This window comes from Alteromonas sp. MmMcT2-2, assembly GCF_022348305.1.
Classification (GTDB): Bacteria; Pseudomonadota; Gammaproteobacteria; order Enterobacterales; family Alteromonadaceae; genus Alteromonas; species Alteromonas macleodii.
This window is the reverse complement of the sequence record NZ_JAKRFA010000003.1, coordinates 38,418-55,438: the sequence shown is the minus strand read 5'-3', so window position 1 is coordinate 55,438 and position 17,021 is coordinate 38,418. Positions and strand designations below refer to the sequence as shown.

Here is a 17,021-nt window from a genome sequence, read left to right as displayed (position 1 = left end):
TTATTCCCCTTCCTTTGCAAGTGTGATCGGCTCTAGCGCGTGACGAGCTAAGAGCTTAGCAATTTGTCCGATATTTCCCGCGCCTTGTGTCATGACAATGTCGCCATCTTGCATGATATTCGCCAGAATAGCTGGTAAGGCGTCTTTGTCACCTACGTATACGGGCTCTATTTGACCACGCTGACGAATTGAACGACATAGCGCTTTACTGTCAGCGCCTTCAATAGGCTGTTCACTGGCGGCATATACATCTAGAAGCAACAGTGCATCGACACTGGATAACACTTCAACGAAATTTTCATAGAGATCGCGGGTTCGCGTGAAACGGTGAGGCTGATAAACCATAACTAAGCGCTTATCAGGCCAGTTGGCCCGAGCAGCAGCTATAGTTGCTTTAACTTCCGTTGGGTGGTGACCATAGTCATCCACCAAACACACTTCACCTTTACTGGTAGTAAACGTGCCTAGCTGCTCAAATCGACGACCTATTCCGCCAAAGCTAGCTAATGCACGAATAATAGCGTCGTCATCTACACCTTCGTCGGTTGCTACCGCGATAGCGGCAAGCGCATTAAGCACATTGTGGTTGCCGGTAAGATTCAACGTAATATCTAGCGGTTCACGCTCTGGTCGAATAACGGTAAAACTCGCTTTACCGAATGACAGTGAAATATTCTCTGCACGATAGTCGTTGTGAGACTCAAAACCGTAGGTGAGAATGCTTCGGCCTATGCGAGGGCGAATCTCTTGAATATTTGCATCGTCACCGCACACAATGGCTTGGCCGTAAAACGGTAGGTTCGACAAGAAATCAACAAAGGTATCTTTCACCTTTGAGAAGTCGCCACCATAGGTATCCATGTGATCCGCTTCAATATTGGTCACAACCGATACCATTGGCTGCAAGTGAAGAAACGATGCATCGCTCTCATCAGCCTCTGCTATAAGGTAGCGGCTTTTACCTAAGCGTGCATTCGTACCAGCACTGTTAAGCAAGCCACCAATAACAAAGGTAGGGTCATACTCGGCTTCTGCGAAAATCGTCGAAATCAAACTGGTTGTGGTCGTTTTTCCATGGGTACCCGCTACTGCAATACCGTGGCGGAATCGCATTAGCTCTGCCAGCATTTCAGCACGGCGAATGATGGGAATACGCTTTTCACGAGCAACGATAATTTCTGGGTTCTGCTCATTGATGGCACTAGAAACCACAATAACGTCCATGCCTTCAACGTTTTCAGCGCGATGACCTATTTTCACATCAGCGCCCAATTCGCTTAAGCGCTGTGTCATTGGCCCTTCTTGAATGTCAGAGCCAGCAATTGCATAACCTTCGTTCAGCAGTACTTCTGCAATACCACCCATACCGGCACCACCGATGCCAATAAAGAATATACTTTTAACCCTGCGCATTTGCGGGCTTTCAAATGGGGTTTTAAAAACCATTAGTCCCCTACTCCTACCACGCTTTTAACGTGGCTTACTACATTTTCCGTGGCATGGGTGCTCGCACATGTTTTTGCGACGCGCCCCATATTCAAGCAGTCTTCAGGGTGTTGTAACCACTGACGCACCACCTGCCCTAAATTTTCTTTTAATACTGATTGAGCAATCATCAGTGCCGCATTTTGCTTCACTAACGACTGCGCATTTTTCGTTTGATGATCGTCCACTGCAAAAGGTAGCGGAACAAAGATAGCCGCACGTCCTGCCGCTGCTACTTCACTGACAGTGAGCGCCCCGGCTCTACACACAATGAAATCAGCCCATTCATAGGCTGCGGCCATGTCATCGATAAAATCACTGACATCAACTTTCGACATATCAGCGCCTGCGGATTTATAAGCTTGGGTAACACTTTCACTGTTGCCTTTACCGCACTGGTGCTTTATCGATAAGCCTTCTAATACACCGCATGTCCCGGGCACAGTTTCATTCAGTATTTGAGCGCCTAAACTTCCGCCAACCACAAGCATATTTAAACCTTGCTTGTCCCCACTGTTGTTTCCTAAAGGGTTTTCAAGGTTGTTAGCATGAGCGCCTGCGTTATTATCTTCAGCTTTAGGCATCACCTGCCAAATTTCATCGCGAACAGGGTTACCAACAGTATGCACTTTATCCGCAACCCCTGAAAATTGTTCTTTAGCATCGTTAAAGCCAAGAAGCACACAGCTTGCAAATTTACTGAGAAGCTTATTAGTCATGCCAGCCGCTGCATTTTGCTCATGCACTATCACAGGAATACCTAAGCTTTTTGCTGCAACGCCACCAGGTCCGCTGGCATAGCCACCAAACCCGACAACAATATCCGGCTGTAGACGTTTTATAATTCGTCTTGCAGAAAATAAGCTTTTTACTAAAGCGACAGCACCTTGAATACGTGCGGAAATACCTTTGCCACGAAGCCCTTTTACCGGAATAAAGTGAATGGGAATGTCGTGCTTAGGCACAACTTGCGCTTCCATTCGCTCAGCGGTGCCCAGCCAATGAATATCCCAGCCTTCATTTCGAAGCGCATTAGCTACTGCAAGACCAGGAAAAACATGCCCGCCTGTACCACCAGCCATAATTAAACAACGCTTAGCCATTATCCGCCTCCTGCGCCACGCGAGCGAGTATAGCTTTAATGCCAGCTTTTCCTTCATCTTCTGCGCTTGATGTTTTGGCGCTAGGTTTAGCTTCAACCGTCGCTGTAGAAAAATCCGCTTCATCGGCCCCGCTCTCTACACTTGCCTCACCTTCAGCTTGTGACGCTTTAGTTTGCGACGCGCTTGTAGGAATAGGCTTTTTACGGCGGGCCTTGCTCTTACCGGATTTGCTGTCGCCCCGGCCAATCGCCTGTACGCCATCAACCCGTAATTCAAAATCGATACGAAGTAATATGGCTACTGCTACTGACATGATGATAAGTGACGAGCCGCCGTAGCTAACTAACGGCAGTGTTAACCCTTTTGTTGGCAGAATCCCTGCGCTTGCACCAATATTTACCGCCGTTTGGAAACTGAACCAGATGCCTATGCTGTAAGCCATGTAACCATCAAACGCTCGCCCTTTTTCAAGTGCCTTGTTTCCAATGCTTAGCGCACGTAAAACCATCCACAAAATAAGACCAAGCACGGCAAGCACACCAACGAAGCCCAGCTCTTCCGCCAAGATGGCCATAACAAAGTCAGTGTGTGCTTCGGGTAAGAATTCCAGTTTTTGCAAGCTATTGCCTAGGCCTTGCCCAAACCAGTTACCCCGGCCATAGGCCATTAAAGACTGGGTTAGCTGATAACCAGCGCCAAACGGATCAGCCCAAGGGTCTAAAAAGGAAGTAACCCGTTTCATTCGGTATTCTTCAAACACGATAAGCGCTACAACCGCCAATATGCCTGCAAATACCAGTGCGAAGAACTGCCAAAGTCTTGCACCCGCTAAAAACAGCAAGCCAATCGTGGTTGCAAACATCACAACGACGGTACCTAAGTCTGGCTGTAGCAGTAATAGCATCGCTAACGCAAAGAACACGACAAGGGGTTTAATAAATCCTTTTAGATTTTCGGTCACCTCTTCGTAGCGGCGAACCAGATAACCAGCCAAATAGGCAAAGAAAAAGAGCTTAGCAGGCTCGGCAGCTTGAATGGTTATAGGCCCAATCGCCAACCAACGGGTACTCCCGTTTACAGTTCTTCCCACTACCAGAACTGCTAGTAATAGCGCGATGGCCGCGAGCAGAAGATAGGGATTGGTCATGCGCCAAAACTGCATGGGCAAATTCAGCACTACCATAGCGGCAACGATCGCCCCAACAATGTAAATACCGTGGCGAATAGCAAAATAGAAGGGGTTGTCGTGCAGCCTATCGGCCACCGGCATCGACGCCGAGGTGACGATAATAATGCCAATACTCATTAGCGCGAGCGCAATTAAGATAAGCGTCACGTCATAGGGATGCGTTGCCGAAGGTTGTCCGTCGTGCTTCGCGGCAAACAACGCGCTAAGTTTGGTAGAGGCAGCAATCATGATGTGGCCTCCACAGCGTCGTCGCTCTGACTGTGTAGATTAAGTAGGTCGTGTACATCTTGTTTAAACACGTCACCGCGATGCATATAGTTCTTAAACATATCTAAACTTGCACACGCAGGCGAAAGCAGCACAACATCACCAGGGGCTGCAAGTCTTGTTGCTGCTTTTACGGCGTCTTTCATCGTTGCCACACGAGTTGTATGCGCAAAACTCTTTTCAAACAGGTGTGCATCTTTGCCCAAAGCAAACACGTGCGATACATATTTAGTTAGATAAGGCGAGAGGCTGGCTATATCAGCGCCTTTAGCGTCACCACCTGCAATAAGAATGAGCTTCCCTTGTATAGTCGGAGCTAACCCTTCAAGGGCAGCTACCGTGGCGCCAATGTTGGTTGCTTTGGAATCGTCGATATAGCGGATGTCGTTTACGCGGGCTATTTCCACACATCGATGTGGTGCAGCTTTAAAACTGTGTAGATGTTTAACCGCGAGCGCTGGCGAAACACCTAGCTGAAGGCAGATACCCAATGCAGCCATGATGTTTAGTACGTTGTGCATGCCCGCCAAATGAATATCGCTAAGGGCAATAAGCTTTTCGCCTTTAAACGTTATATATAGACTTTGTTCATCGTCACCGTCAAAAGACGCAATCGCAAGCCCTGTGGTCGACTCTCCCAGTCCATATTCAACGATATTTTTTGACGCTAGCGACTCTTCATTAGACGCGGCATTAGATTCGCCATCAGATACTGCATTTGATGCAGCAATCCCCTTAGCATCGGTAATAAGCTGCTCGTAAGGTGCTACAAACTCACCGTCTCGCCACACAACCGCAGATTTCGCGTTATCAAAAATGCGATGCTTGGCATCGATATAGGCTTCAAGGGTACCGTGACGGTCTAGGTGATCATCGGAAATATTAAGGACAGTTGCAGCTTCGAGCACCAAGCTAGACGTTGTTTCAAGTTGAAAACTTGATAACTCCATCACCACTACATCTGCATCACTTTGAAGCGCTTCAAGCACAGGGCGACCTACGTTACCCGCTTCAATACTTTTTACGCCGCAGCTTTTGAGCAGATGGTTCACTAATAAAGTAACCGTGGTTTTACCGTTAGAGCCGGTTATACCTACTACGCGCTTAGCTGGCGTAGCATCACTCGTGGAGGCATTTAATCGGGCAAACAATTCCACGTCGCCGATCACCTCAACACCACACTTTTGCGCTAAAGCCACTTGTTCAATATTCAGAGCAAGCCCCGGGCTTAACACCAAGGTGTCTACACCATCAAAGTAATCTTCGCTTAGAGCAGTGCAAGTGACCTTCTCTGCCATAAACGCTTGCATGTCGGTATCAAGATCAGAATCAGGGTCGGTAACTAGAGTAAAATTAGCACGGGTATCAAATGCTTTAACCGTTGCCTGCTTTTGCAACAAAAAGCGCACGCAAGCCTGACCTGTAACACCTAGGCCACCGACTACATAACTATGCTCACGTACGTTATACGACATTAATACTTATCTCTTTACCGCTTATCTAAGTTTGAGGGTAGCAAGACCCACCAACACCAAAATGATTGAAATGATCCAAAAACGCACTATTACGCGCGGCTCTGGCCAGCCCTTCAATTCATAGTGATGGTGAATAGGCGCCATACGAAAAATACGCTGGCCACGCAATTTGTAAGAACCTACCTGAAGGATGACCGACAGGGTTTCCATAACAAAAACACCACCCATGATGATTAACACGAGTTCTTGGCGCACTAATACAGCTAACACACCTAGTGTGCCGCCTAGCGCTAGTGAGCCAACGTCACCCATAAATACTTGTGCCGGATACGTGTTAAACCATAAAAAGCCTAAGCCTGCACCGACCATGGCGGTACACACAATCACCAGTTCGCTGGTGAGCGGAATATGAGGAATATTCAGGTATTCGGCAAAGTTCGCATTACCTGTTACATAAGCAAATATGGCAAATGCGCCCGCCACTAAAATAGTAGGCACGATGGCAAGTCCATCCAAGCCATCGGTAAGGTTTACCGCATTACTGGTGCCTACAATGGCAAAGTAAGTAATGATGATGAAGAACGCCCCCAGCTGCGGAAACACTTCTTTGAAGAAAGGCACCAGTAGTGAGGTTTCAGCGCTTATTGTTGCACTGCTGTATAGGTAGAATGCGACGCCTAACGCAACTACAGATTGCCAGAAATATTTCCAACGGGCGATAAGCCCCTTCGAATCTTTGCGGATCACTTTTCTGTAGTCGTCAACAAACCCAATAATACCGTAAGCCACAACCACGGTAAGGGTTACCAACACATAACGGTTAGTCAGGTCAGCCCAAAGCAGGCCGCTTACTACAATTGCTGCGAGTATAAGTAACCCGCCCATAGTGGGTGTGCCTGATTTTGACAAATGGCTTTGCGGGCCATCGTCTCGTACAGTTTGACCAATTTGCATACGCTGCAAATAACGAATCATCTTAGGGCCAATAAGAATGGCAATAAGTAATGCGGTCAGCGTGCTTAAAATTGCACGAAGGGTAAGGTATGAAAATACGTTAAACCCTGAATCGAATTGTGTCAGCCAGTCGGCTAGCCAAATTAACATGCTATTCGCTCCCGACGGCTATCGTGCTTTCCCAGCGTAGAGGCCTCGACCGCCTCTACCACACGTTCCATTTTGGAACTGCGTGAACCTTTAACTAAAATTGAAATATCGCGCTGCTGCACTAACAAATCACTCTTCATTGCGGCCAACAAACTTTCAACATCGCTGAAATGGCCACCGTTTTCATTAAACACAGCACTGGCTGATTGACTCAAAACACCCATGGTATACAGGTAATTAATTCCTTTTTGTTTAGCGTATTCCCCCACCTGCTCGTGGTAAAAACGCGCTTTTTCACCCAACTCTTTCATGTCGCCTAGAACAAGAACGCGGATACCTGAAAAGCTACTTAGCGTATCAATTGCCGCATTTACAGACGCCACGTTGGCGTTGTAGGTGTCATCTAACAGGCGAACCTGTTCGGTAAGCTGCTTTACATTCAAGCGGCCGCTAACTTGCTTCATGGCAAGTAAGCCGTCGCGCACGTTTTCTAGTGTGGCGCCAACTTGCAGCGTTAATGCCGCAGCGACAAGGGCATTCCCCACGTTGTGAACGCCAGGAATAGTAAGCTGAATAGACATATCTCCTTGCGGGCAAACCAAGTGGAATGCGGCGCACCCATCTAGCCCAATAGTGATATCTTCTGCTCTAAAATCAGCATCGTTTTTCTGCTGGGGCGAAAACGTTAGCGTTTTGATCTGTTTAAGTTTGCCTTGCCAAAATTCAGAAAACTGGCTATCAACATTGACTACCGCCACGCCGTCACTGCCTAAGCCTTTAAAAATTTCACTTTTGGCGCGCGCTACACCTAGCAAACTTCCAAAGCCTTCTAGATGAGAAGCGGCGGCGTTTACGATAGTCGCGACGTCCGGCTTAACAAGGTTCGTGGTATAGGCGATTTCACCAATGTGATTTGCGCCTAACTCCATCACTGCATATTCATGCTGAGGTTCAAGGCGTAGAAGGGTTAGCGGCACACCGATATCATTATTGAAGTTACCGTTTGTGGCTAATACATTGCCTCTTCGCTCCAAAATAGCGGCACACATTTCCTTTACGGTGGTTTTGCCACTGCTTCCGGTAATCGCAATCGTTTTGGGCGCCACATAAGCTTTTACTGCCGAACCTAATAGACCAAGTGCTTCTTTGGTATCTTCAACCATGATGACAGGTAACGAGGTTGCTACGTCTTCACTGGCAATAACCGCACTTGCTCCCGCTTTCTCCGCCGTTGAAATAAAATCATGGCCGTTAAAATTCGGACCTTTCAAAGCCAAGTAAACTGCGCCATCTTCTAGGGTGCGGGTATCGGTACTTACTGCAGACACTTCAACGTCAGCAGCGCCTTTCAATAATTTTCCATTAACCTTTTCGGCTATCCATGACAGCGTTGTTGTTATCATTTGCTGTACTCCTGTTGCAGTCGCGCCACAACTGCACGTTCGTTATAGTTAGTCTTTTTGTCACCGATAATTTGGTAATCTTCATGGCCTTTTCCGGCCACGATGATGATGTCGCTTTCATGCGCATGCTCAAGGCAATGACGAATAGCTTGCTCGCGATCGGGAATAGACACTGCCAGCTCACGGTTTTTCAAACCCGCAATGATATCCTCGGCGATAGATTCAGGGCTTTCACTGCGACTGTTATCTGTGGTGATCACAATAGCGTCAGCACCAACCTCGGCAGCCTGCCCCATTAACGGTCGCTTGCCTTTGTCTCTGTCTCCGCCACAGCCAAACACACACCACACTTTGCCCGTTGTATGGAATTTGGCGCTTAACAGCACTTTCTCCAGAGCGTCTGGCGTATGCGCGTAGTCCACCACTAAGTTAGCCGCACCCGTTACAGGGAAAACTTCCATTCGCCCGGGTACAGGCGTGATTGCATTTACCGCGTTAACCACGTCATCAAAACGCTCACCTTCAGCGAGTAACGTACCTATAGCACTCAATACATTACTGATATTGAACTTTCCGAATAGTGGCAGCGAAATAGCAGCGCTTCCCCACGAACTCACCAGTTCAAAGCTACATCCATCTGCATGATAAGAAGCATTTGTGGCGAAACAATGGCGACTTTGAGGATTGTTATGCTCTCGCAAGTATTCACTTTCACCGCTTCCATCCAGACCACTTTCGTCTATACCTGTCCAGATGCGTGTAATCGACTTATCTGCTGCACCATCCCACTTCTTACTTTCATCATCATTAGCGTTTAATACCACAGCCTTTAAACCTGGCTGCTGAAGCAGCAAGCGCTTGGCTTTGCCGTACTCTTCCATGGTGCCGTGGTAATCGAGATGATCTCGAGTAAGGTTAGTGAAAACAGCGATATCGGTTTTTACTGTACCAAGCCGACCTTGAACCAATGCGTGAGAACTTGCTTCGAAGGCCGTATGGCGCACTTCACTTTGCACAAAGTCTGCCAACAAATACTGCATACGTATGGCATCGGGCGTAGTGTTTGCTGCCGGCGTGTTCGACCACTGGGTTTCATCGCCTTCAAACACACTGCTCCCTAGAGTTCCGATGCTTGCACTACGTGTACCTAACGCATCCTTAAGCTGGGTAAGCAATTGAACTGTAGAGGTTTTTCCGTTTGTCCCTGTCACTGCTACCGTCGTCATTTTCTGAGCAGGGTAGTCGTAAAATGCAGCAGCTAATGCAGAGAGCATTTGTGGTAATTCATACAGCGAGATAATGACGCTGTGGTCACGCATTTCCATCTGACCATGGGCACTACTGTCTTCAGTTTGCGCCAGAATTACACGAGCCCCTAAACTTATTGCCTGGGGTATAAAATCTCGACCATCACGTTCGTGGCCCTTAATTGCTAAGAAAGCTAAGCGTGTATTCACTTCTCGGCTGTCTAGCGTTAAACCTTCAATGCGGATATCTGGGGCGTCTACACCAAATTTCGCCAATAAAGCTTTTATACTTTGAATAAAGGCACTAACTACCACTTTGACCTCCTTTCAATAAGCGGCTAGATGTAACCTGCTTGTCATCGGGCGTAACGTTTAACATATGCAGTGCGCCACCCATAATTGATGAAAAGACAGGTGCAGCGGTATCCCCCGCGTGATACAAATCACCGCCAGGTTCGTTGATCAATACAATAGTTACTAGCCTGGGGTCAGACACAGGTGCGATACCGGCGAAAATGTTGACGTACTCTTCGCCGTACCCGCCGGCCACCGCTTTTCGGCTTGTTCCTGTTTTCCCAGCAACGCGATAACCTGGTACCGACGCTTTTGTTGCTGTGCCGCCACGCTGGGTTACGCTTTCCATCATTTGAACAATAGCGTTAGCGTTTTCTTCGCTGATCACCCGCTCAGATTGAGCCTGCCATGAAGGTTGCTCTGGCGACTTGATTACATTAAGCGGTGTTTTAATACCGCCGTTCGCCAACGTTGCGTAAAGACGCCCCAACTGTGCAGTGGTAACCGAAATGCCGTATCCAAATGACAGCGTGGCTAGCTCAAATTCAGACCAGCGGCTGCGCTCATGAAAGATACCGCTACTCTCACCCGCCATATTAAGCCCGGTATCGCTCATTAAGCCCATATTGTAATAGGTATCCAGCAGGAACTGTTTAGGCACAGAAAGCGCCAGCTTCGACGTCCCCATATTTGAGGAATGCTGAATAATTTCTTCTAGCGTTAGTTCGCCGTAGTTGCGCGAATCTTTTACTAGGCTGCCGCCTAATCGCATCCATCCTGGATGAGTGTTTACTGAGTCTTCAGGCTCCACTTCACCGAACTCTAATGCAGTAAGGACGGCCAGCGGTTTTAGCGCCGAGCCTGGTTCGAACGCATCGGTAATAACCCTGTTACGCATTCTGTGCGCAGAAATATCGCTTCTGTCATTCGGATTGAACGACGGTGCATTCACCATGGCTAACACATCACCGCTTTTTACATCGATGACAATGGCGGAAGCCGAGCTTGATTGGTAATAAATCATGGCTTCTTTAATTTCTTTATAAGCAAGTGCCTGAATACGCTGATCAATAGTCAGCTGCAGGTCGCCGGCTTTTTCGCCTGATTTTGTTTCTAAGATCTCTACCTGACGGCCTTTCGCATCGCGGCGTATTTTACGAGAACCCGGCGTGCCCGTTAGCCACTCGTTATACATGCGTTCCAAGCCTTCAACGCCCGTGTCGTCAACATCGGTTACGCCGATTAACTGCGCTGAAACTTCACCTGTAGGATAGTAGCGGCGGCTTTCACGGCGAAGATAAATGCCTGGAATGTCCAGTTTATCAACGTACTCTGCCATGGCAGGCGACACCTGACGCTGCAAGTAAACAAAGCGGCGTTTGGGGTTTGCCACTTTTTCTTTGAGTTCATTGACGTCTTGGCGCAGTACATCTGCCAGCGCTTCCCAACGGCGCTCTTCCTCGAAGCCGTTGTTTTCATGGATAACCTTAGGGTCTGCGTAGATGGCCCGAACAGGCACACTCACCGCCAGCTCAACACCATTTCTATCGGTAATGAGCCCGCGATAGGTTGGCATATCACGGGTTCTTAGTGTGCGGTTGTCGCCCTGTTGAATTAGCTCGTCTGGCTCAATAACTTGAATATAGGCTGCACGGGCGGCGAGCACGCTGAAAACTAGCATAATAACAACAAGCACAACGACAAAGCGCCAGTGCACTAAGCTTGGCGTGACATTTTGTTTTGCACCGGTTTTTTTACGTTGGCGAGAAAGTGCTGTTGTACTCATTTTAACTTCACCACTACTTCATCGTCTGCGGTTGGACGGTACATTTCTAACTGTTTTTCAACCAGGTTTTCTATGCGGTTATGCTCGGTCAACGCGCGTTGCTCAAGCACCAGGTTACGCCACTCGACATCAAGCTCATCTTTCTCTTGCATAAGGTCTTCAAGGGCAATGACCTGCTGTCTGTTGTGATGACTGCTTAGTGTCACTGCCATGGCACTTGTGATAACCATTAAATACAACAAAACCCGCAACTTGTTGCGGGTCAAATCTGAAACAATTATTAGCAGTAATTTAAAATTAGTGCTGGCCTTGTCTGGCGCGGCTTTGGTCATAACTTTTCTGCCACACGTAATACCGAACTGCGAGAGCGAACGTTGTTCGCAATCTCCTGTTCTGAAGGTTTTATCGCTTTGCCCAAGGCTTTTAACACTTTATCTGCATCTATTTCAGCCTGAGTAATCGGTAAGTTGTGCGGTACTGATTTCCCTTTACTTTGATCCTTAATGAAGCGTTTTACTAAACGGTCTTCAAGAGAGTGAAACGAAATAACGGCAAGACGTCCTTCTTTCGCCAACACCTGTGTGGCGGCTTTAAGGCCAACACGAAGTTGCTCAAGTTCCGCATTGATATAAATGCGAATGCCTTGGAATGCACGGGTTGCCGGATGTTTAAACTTATCCTTTACAGGAACCGCTTCGTCGATAATTTTGGCTAGCTGAGCTGTGCGCGTAATGGGTGTTTCTTTTCGCGTGTTTACAATGGCATGGGCTATGCGTTTGCCGAACTTCTCTTCGCCAAACTCTTTAATAACCTGCGTAATGTCTTGTTCTTCGGCGTTAGCCAACCAGTCTGCAGCACTTTGTCCACGTGAGGTGTCCATGCGCATATCCAGCGGGCCGTCACGAAGGAAGCTAAAACCACGCTCAGCATCATCTAGCTGAGGTGAAGACACCCCCAAATCCATAAGCACACCGTCAATCTTACCGGTTAGTCCCAGCGCTTCGATTTCTTCTGCCATATCACCAAATGGTGAGTGGATAATGCTAAAACGCTTATCATCGGCGAAACGTTCTGCCGCTTTGATTGCTTGCGGATCACGGTCAAAGGCGATGAGACGCCCGTGTTCACCCAATGCATCCAAAATATGTGCTGAGTGCCCCCCACGGCCGAAAGTGGCGTCAATGTAGATACCGTTCGGTTTAATCGCTAGGGCTTCAATGCATTCATCAAGCAATACTGAAATATGTTTAAATTCGCTAGGCTGCGTCATAGAGAAAAGTCCTGTAATCGTTCGGTAAGTTCAAATTCGCCTTTGCGTTCGGTGTCTATATCAGCTTCAACTTGTTGTGCCCAAATATCGGCATCCCAAATTTCGAATTTGTTTAACTGACCAACTAACATGACTTCTTTTGAGAGTTTTGCGAAACTTCGCAGTGGAGTAGGAACAAGAATGCGCCCGCTTTTATCCATCTCACCTTCAGAAGCATAACCTAGTAGCAATCGCTGCAAGCGACGCTCGGCTGGGATCATGCTTGAAAGTTTAGAGAGTTTAAGCTCAATCTCTTCCCATTCGGGAAGTGGGTAAAGTAGCAAACAACTTTGTTGTGTATCGACTGTGCAGACCAGTTGTCCCTGACAATCATCCAGCAGCGACTGACGATACTTCGTCGGTATAGCCAGTCTGCCTTTTGTATCCAGATTGATTGCGTTAGCGCCGCGGAACATTCCCCTAGCCTTTTATTATTTGCTCTTGGTTTTCTTGTTTTTTGAGTACTAATCTGCAAAGTGATGATGATTTGATCCACAATTCGCCACATTTACCCACTGAGATACAGTTTAGGTATCAATGATCCCCACTGTCAAGTAGAAAAAAGGCGTGAAGGCCGCATAAACACTGGGTTTAAACTGGTTGGATATACAGTGTTTTTAGGAAGTGTATGATTAGGCGTGTAAAAAAGATTAAAAAATATTCAGGTGAGAAAAAATAAAGGTGTAATTAATCGATGAACTGCTGTTTTTGACTGTAAATGAGCGGCGAGATCTCACGATTATGTTTAACGCTGTTTTCAGCGGTATTGCGCGTAAGCTGAGTCGAAATTCAACCAGCTGCGCCTCATCTGTATGTTGAAAAACGAGTGAGTTAACACGACTAGTGCTAACTCACTGCATTTACACCAACGCGTGCTGACGCATAGCAATAATCAAGGTGTCCTAACTTAGAAACGATAGGATGCTGAGAGTGAAGCAACGTCACTGCTTTCTTCCCCATCAATATCCGTTTCATAGCTTGCTGATATTGAAAACTGTTCATTAACCCAATAATCGAGTGCTACTCCAACAGCCTTCTCATTTACAAAGCCGTCTGGCGCATCTGAATAGGTGAACAAGCCAGCAACACTAAAACCTTTATTGAAAAAGTAACGAGCTGAGCCATAAAAAACGTCATTACTTTCAGCTATATACTCGGCCATAAAGTCCCAGCCTTTACCCTCCTTTCCAACAGTTGTGTAACGAGTAAAAATTAATGCAGAAGATTCGTTACCGCTAGCTTCAAACACGTCATCTTCGAAGACATATTCAGTGCTGAAGTGCTGATAAGTCAAACCTGCGCCAACTTGCCACTCACGTGATAAGTTGTAACCCAGCTTAGCATTTATGTCGGTGCTATCAGATTCGCCATAGCCATTGTTCCATTTCCTATGAACCCCTTCGATTGCTAACATTAAGTTTTCATCGATGTAAAACGTCGCTCCAAGATTAAAAAAGTCGGCACCATCTAAATTGGCGTAACCACCAGATAAACTCGATACACGCTGAAGATAAGGGTTTATAAGGTAAGCGCCGCTGTTTCCGCTAACTTCTTCCAGGTAGCGCACATACCTTGCACCGTAGAGGTTGTCATCGAATCCTTCAGGATCGACAGCGGTAACCTGTACTTCGTTTTGTGTAGCTGCATGTGCTGCTGAGACTGTAAATACTGAAGCCGTGATAAATGATAGTGCAGTTAGCGTAGTTTTTAGCTTATTAGTGTTAGTGTTCATGTCTTTTGTCCTTAAAAAATGTGTTGGGAACTGTAATAACCAGCCCGCATAAGATAAGACATTAAAACTTAACGGTTTCTGAACGAAACGTGACGAAGTCTGAACGTGAATTTTAGGTACAAAAAAACCCGCAACTTTGCGGGCTTTTAAACTTCAAAATGAGGGAGCGATTACGCGTTTGGCGCCGCTTCAGGTGTTGCTTCTTCTGCTTTAACCGCAGAAAGCTGCATGCTGCGAATTGGGTTTTCTGTGTCGTTAGAAAGCTCAACAAGGCGGTTTAGCTGACCAACAGACATCATTACTGCGTAGATAGCACCTAGGAAGCCTTGCTTGTGTAGCTCAAGCACCTGCTCTTCTGGCAGCTCAAGAAGCTTCTTCTCGTTGATGCTCATCATGCCGGTAACATTGCGCTGTTTACCATCTTGGTAAGTAAGGCGAATTTGAATTGGATCAAGAAGGTCCAGTTCAACGACTTTCGCAACAAAACGCTGAGTTAGCATTTCGCTATTCGCAAGGTCTGCTAGGAATTTCTGACGGTTATCTAGGAACTCGCTTGCTTCACCAGCTTCGGTGAATAGCGCTTGGCCTTCGTCAGAAATAAGGTCAGAGTTTTCATCAATGTAAACGCCAAGCTTGTCGCCGTCTGGACGCACGTCGAATGGATAGCGAAGGATGTTCATTGGAACGTGAGGGCCTTTCCAGCTGTCGCCAGTTAGAAAAAGGTTTTGACCTTGTTCCATACCAAGCATAGTCACAACGTGGTGACGCTTTGATGTAGTGTCTTCAATGAACACTAGCGGCATTGTCGCAGCTAGTTGTGCAAATTCACGGATCGTTGCTGCTGCAAGGTGTGTATTTTTCGCAAAGCTGAAAGATGTATTTACCGCAACCTTTAGGTCTTTATGCTTTTCTTTATCTAGCGGTACAAAATTAATAGCCATATTTATTTCTCATACTTGTTAGCTGTGGCCCCGGCTTGATTATGTGAGAAGAGCGGGTGCCACTAAAAAATTACGTCGGCCGCGCTGATGCATAGTAGTCATCGATAATTGGCGGAGCGCTTGGGAGTATCCCGTATTCGCGCAATGAAGTCACGCAGTCTTCACCATAACAAGTTTTAAATTTTTATTGCAATGTAAACTTGAAGTAAACAAGCACAAGCGCTCTAAAAATGAGCAATATCGACTAATTTAGGGCTTAGCGAGAGCAATCTGGGTAAATGCTTAGCAAGTAAAAGCCTATTGTCGCGGTGTTCATTATCCTTTAGTCTCGTATTGCTATTAAGTTAGCGGTTGTTGACCTAAGCGATAAAAAAACAAAATAAGGATTTTCTATGAAGGGGCGCTTCCCACTCTCATCTTGCGCATTACTTATCTCTGCGCTTTTTGCTTCACACTATGTACTTGCTGAGACCTCTACTTATTCAGCATCTGAAAAAGCTATCAAGATCGCACAAGAAACTATTATTGTTGATGGACACATTGATGTTCCTTATCGCGTCAAGGAAAAGTGGGTTGATGTCACTAAAGCCACGCAGGACGGCGACTTCGACTACCCTCGTGCAGTATCTGGTGGTTTGAACGCCCCTTTTATGAGTATTTACGTGCCTGCTAGTTTAGACAACTCTCCAGAATCTACGCAGCTTGCCCATGAGCTCATCGATTCAGTAGAAGCCATTGTTGCCCGTGCACCTGATAAATTTGCCATTGCTAAAAGCCCTTCTGACGTAAAAGCCCAATTTGAAAAAGGGTTAATTTCACTGCCAATGGGCATGGAAAATGGTTCTCCTATTCAAGGTGACTTGGCGAATCTAACGGCTTTTTACGAGCGCGGGATTCGCTACATCACCCTTGCTCATAGTCAAGCTAACCACATTTCTGACTCTTCGTATGACCTGCGCAGAAAATGGAAAGGCCTTAGCCCGTTTGGCAAAACCTTAGTGGGCGAAATGAACAACATTGGTATTATGCTGGATATTTCCCATGTGTCTGACGACGCCTTTTACCAAGTTATTGAGTTAACAAAGGTGCCAGTTATAGCGTCACATTCTTCACTGCGCCGCTTTACCCCCGGTTTTGAGCGCAACATGGACGACGAGATGATCAAAAAACTCGGCGAAAATGGCGGTGTTATTATGATTAACTTTGGTTCTAGTTTTGTATCTAAAGAAGCTGGAAAGTGGCGTAATGGCCTTACTGCAGCGCGCAAAGCCTTGGTTGAAAAAGAAGGCGAAGACAGCCCTAAGCTAGAGAACTTTGAAGAGAATTATCGCAAAGAAGTGCCATACCCTTATTCAACTCTTGATGAAGTGCTTGACCATATCGATCACGTGGTAAAACTGATTGGTGTTGATCACGTGGGTATTGGTTCAGACTATGACGGTGTAGGTGACTCACTCCCCATTGGGCTTAAAGACGTGGCGAGTTTTCCAAACCTAGTACAAGGATTGCTGGATAGAGGTTATAGCCGTACCGACATTGAAAAGATATTGAGCGGAAACCTTTTGCGCGTTTGGCAACAAGTGGAAGACTATGCGGCAGCGCACTAGTCGCGCAATGCTTTAAAAATGAAGCGTAGGGAAGCGTGTTATCGCTTCCCCATGCTTTATCTACTCTACTGCACTTTCA

14 protein-coding genes are annotated in these 17,021 nt (G+C 46.8%); 1 reads left to right on the top strand and 13 read right to left on the bottom strand.

What is annotated here, in order from left to right; all coding sequences use genetic code 11:
• From murC to MHM99_RS03270, 13 genes are all read right to left on the bottom strand, one after another.
• Nucleotides 1-1,446: a UDP-N-acetylmuramate--L-alanine ligase gene (murC, locus tag MHM99_RS03330; protein WP_239218128.1), complete on the bottom strand. Its 1,446-nt coding sequence runs from the start codon at nt 1,444-1,446 to the stop codon at nt 1-3.
• Complete coding sequence (gene murG, locus MHM99_RS03325; RefSeq protein WP_239218126.1) at nt 1,446-2,588, bottom strand: undecaprenyldiphospho-muramoylpentapeptide beta-N-acetylglucosaminyltransferase; 1,143 nt, start codon at nt 2,586-2,588, stop codon at nt 1,446-1,448. Before murG ends, murC begins: the two co-directional genes overlap by 1 nt.
• Nucleotides 2,581-4,005, bottom strand: a complete 1,425-nt coding sequence (gene ftsW, locus MHM99_RS03320; RefSeq protein WP_049586055.1) for a cell division protein FtsW — start codon at nt 4,003-4,005, stop codon at nt 2,581-2,583. The genes murG and ftsW overlap by 8 nt, the downstream gene beginning before the upstream one ends.
• A complete protein-coding gene (murD, locus tag MHM99_RS03315; protein ID WP_239218124.1) occupies nt 4,002-5,519 on the bottom strand; it encodes a UDP-N-acetylmuramoyl-L-alanine--D-glutamate ligase in 1,518 nt (505 codons plus the stop codon). Before murD ends, ftsW begins: the two co-directional genes overlap by 4 nt.
• A 21-nt stretch (nt 5,520-5,540) precedes the next feature.
• Entirely contained in the window at nt 5,541-6,623 is a 1,083-nt protein-coding gene (gene mraY, locus MHM99_RS03310; RefSeq protein WP_014950432.1) for a phospho-N-acetylmuramoyl-pentapeptide-transferase, read from the bottom strand.
• Complete coding sequence (gene murF / locus MHM99_RS03305; RefSeq protein ID WP_239218122.1) at nt 6,617-8,026, bottom strand: UDP-N-acetylmuramoyl-tripeptide--D-alanyl-D-alanine ligase; 1,410 nt, start codon at nt 8,024-8,026, stop codon at nt 6,617-6,619. Before murF ends, mraY begins: the two co-directional genes overlap by 7 nt.
• Nucleotides 8,023-9,588, bottom strand: a complete 1,566-nt coding sequence (locus MHM99_RS03300) for a UDP-N-acetylmuramoyl-L-alanyl-D-glutamate--2,6-diaminopimelate ligase (RefSeq protein ID WP_239218120.1) — start codon at nt 9,586-9,588, stop codon at nt 8,023-8,025. The genes murF and MHM99_RS03300 overlap by 4 nt, the downstream gene beginning before the upstream one ends.
• The gene (locus MHM99_RS03295; protein ID WP_014977227.1) at nt 9,578-11,353 is read right to left on the bottom strand and encodes a peptidoglycan glycosyltransferase FtsI; all 1,776 of its coding nucleotides are present in this window, start codon (nt 11,351-11,353) and stop codon (nt 9,578-9,580) included. The genes MHM99_RS03300 and MHM99_RS03295 overlap by 11 nt, the downstream gene beginning before the upstream one ends.
• On the bottom strand, nt 11,350-11,685 hold the full coding sequence (ftsL, locus tag MHM99_RS03290; protein ID WP_014950436.1) for a cell division protein FtsL: 336 nt from the start codon (nt 11,683-11,685) through the stop codon (nt 11,350-11,352). Before ftsL ends, MHM99_RS03295 begins: the two co-directional genes overlap by 4 nt.
• Nucleotides 11,682-12,623, bottom strand: coding sequence for a 16S rRNA (cytosine(1402)-N(4))-methyltransferase RsmH (gene rsmH, locus MHM99_RS03285; RefSeq protein ID WP_014950437.1), 942 nt, complete (start codon nt 12,621-12,623; stop codon nt 11,682-11,684). The genes ftsL and rsmH overlap by 4 nt, the downstream gene beginning before the upstream one ends.
• Nucleotides 12,620-13,078: a division/cell wall cluster transcriptional repressor MraZ gene (mraZ, locus tag MHM99_RS03280; RefSeq protein ID WP_012519465.1), complete on the bottom strand. Its 459-nt coding sequence runs from the start codon at nt 13,076-13,078 to the stop codon at nt 12,620-12,622. The genes rsmH and mraZ overlap by 4 nt, the downstream gene beginning before the upstream one ends.
• A 491-nt stretch (nt 13,079-13,569) precedes the next feature.
• Nucleotides 13,570-14,394 (bottom strand): hypothetical protein, encoded by an 825-nt coding sequence (locus tag MHM99_RS03275; protein ID WP_239218118.1) that lies wholly within the window; start codon nt 14,392-14,394, stop codon nt 13,570-13,572.
• A 170-nt stretch (nt 14,395-14,564) separates the two neighbouring features.
• A complete protein-coding gene (locus MHM99_RS03270; protein ID WP_239218116.1) occupies nt 14,565-15,335 on the bottom strand; it encodes a SapC family protein in 771 nt (256 codons plus the stop codon).
• A gap of 392 nt (nt 15,336-15,727) precedes the next feature.
• On the opposite strand from MHM99_RS03270, the gene MHM99_RS03265 reads away from it, so the two are divergent.
• Complete coding sequence (locus MHM99_RS03265) at nt 15,728-16,942, top strand: dipeptidase (RefSeq protein ID WP_239218114.1); 1,215 nt, start codon at nt 15,728-15,730, stop codon at nt 16,940-16,942.
• Nucleotides 16,943-17,021: the final 79 nt, after the last annotated feature.

What these genes read in the sequence shown, in the direction of transcription:
- MHM99_RS03275 (WP_239218118.1), bottom strand. Translation starts at nt 14,394, where the DNA reads ATGAACACTAACACTAATAAGCTAAAAACTACGCTAACTGCACTATCA.
- MHM99_RS03270 (WP_239218116.1), bottom strand. Translation starts at nt 15,335, where the DNA reads ATGGCTATTAATTTTGTACCGCTAGATAAAGAAAAGCATAAAGACCTA.
- murD (WP_239218124.1), bottom strand. Translation starts at nt 5,519, where the DNA reads ATGTCGTATAACGTACGTGAGCATAGTTATGTAGTCGGTGGCCTAGGT.
- mraY (WP_014950432.1), bottom strand. Translation starts at nt 6,623, where the DNA reads ATGTTAATTTGGCTAGCCGACTGGCTGACACAATTCGATTCAGGGTTT.
- murG (WP_239218126.1), bottom strand. Translation starts at nt 2,588, where the DNA reads ATGGCTAAGCGTTGTTTAATTATGGCTGGTGGTACAGGCGGGCATGTT.
- ftsW (WP_049586055.1), bottom strand. Translation starts at nt 4,005, where the DNA reads ATGATTGCTGCCTCTACCAAACTTAGCGCGTTGTTTGCCGCGAAGCAC.
- rsmH (WP_014950437.1), bottom strand. Translation starts at nt 12,623, where the DNA reads ATGACGCAGCCTAGCGAATTTAAACATATTTCAGTATTGCTTGATGAA.
- mraZ (WP_012519465.1), bottom strand. Translation starts at nt 13,078, where the DNA reads ATGTTCCGCGGCGCTAACGCAATCAATCTGGATACAAAAGGCAGACTG.
- murF (WP_239218122.1), bottom strand. Translation starts at nt 8,026, where the DNA reads ATGATAACAACAACGCTGTCATGGATAGCCGAAAAGGTTAATGGAAAA.
- murC (WP_239218128.1), bottom strand. Translation starts at nt 1,446, where the DNA reads ATGGTTTTTAAAACCCCATTTGAAAGCCCGCAAATGCGCAGGGTTAAA.
- ftsL (WP_014950436.1), bottom strand. Translation starts at nt 11,685, where the DNA reads ATGACCAAAGCCGCGCCAGACAAGGCCAGCACTAATTTTAAATTACTG.
- MHM99_RS03295 (WP_014977227.1), bottom strand. Translation starts at nt 11,353, where the DNA reads ATGAGTACAACAGCACTTTCTCGCCAACGTAAAAAAACCGGTGCAAAA.
- MHM99_RS03265 (WP_239218114.1), top strand. Translation starts at nt 15,728, where the DNA reads ATGAAGGGGCGCTTCCCACTCTCATCTTGCGCATTACTTATCTCTGCG.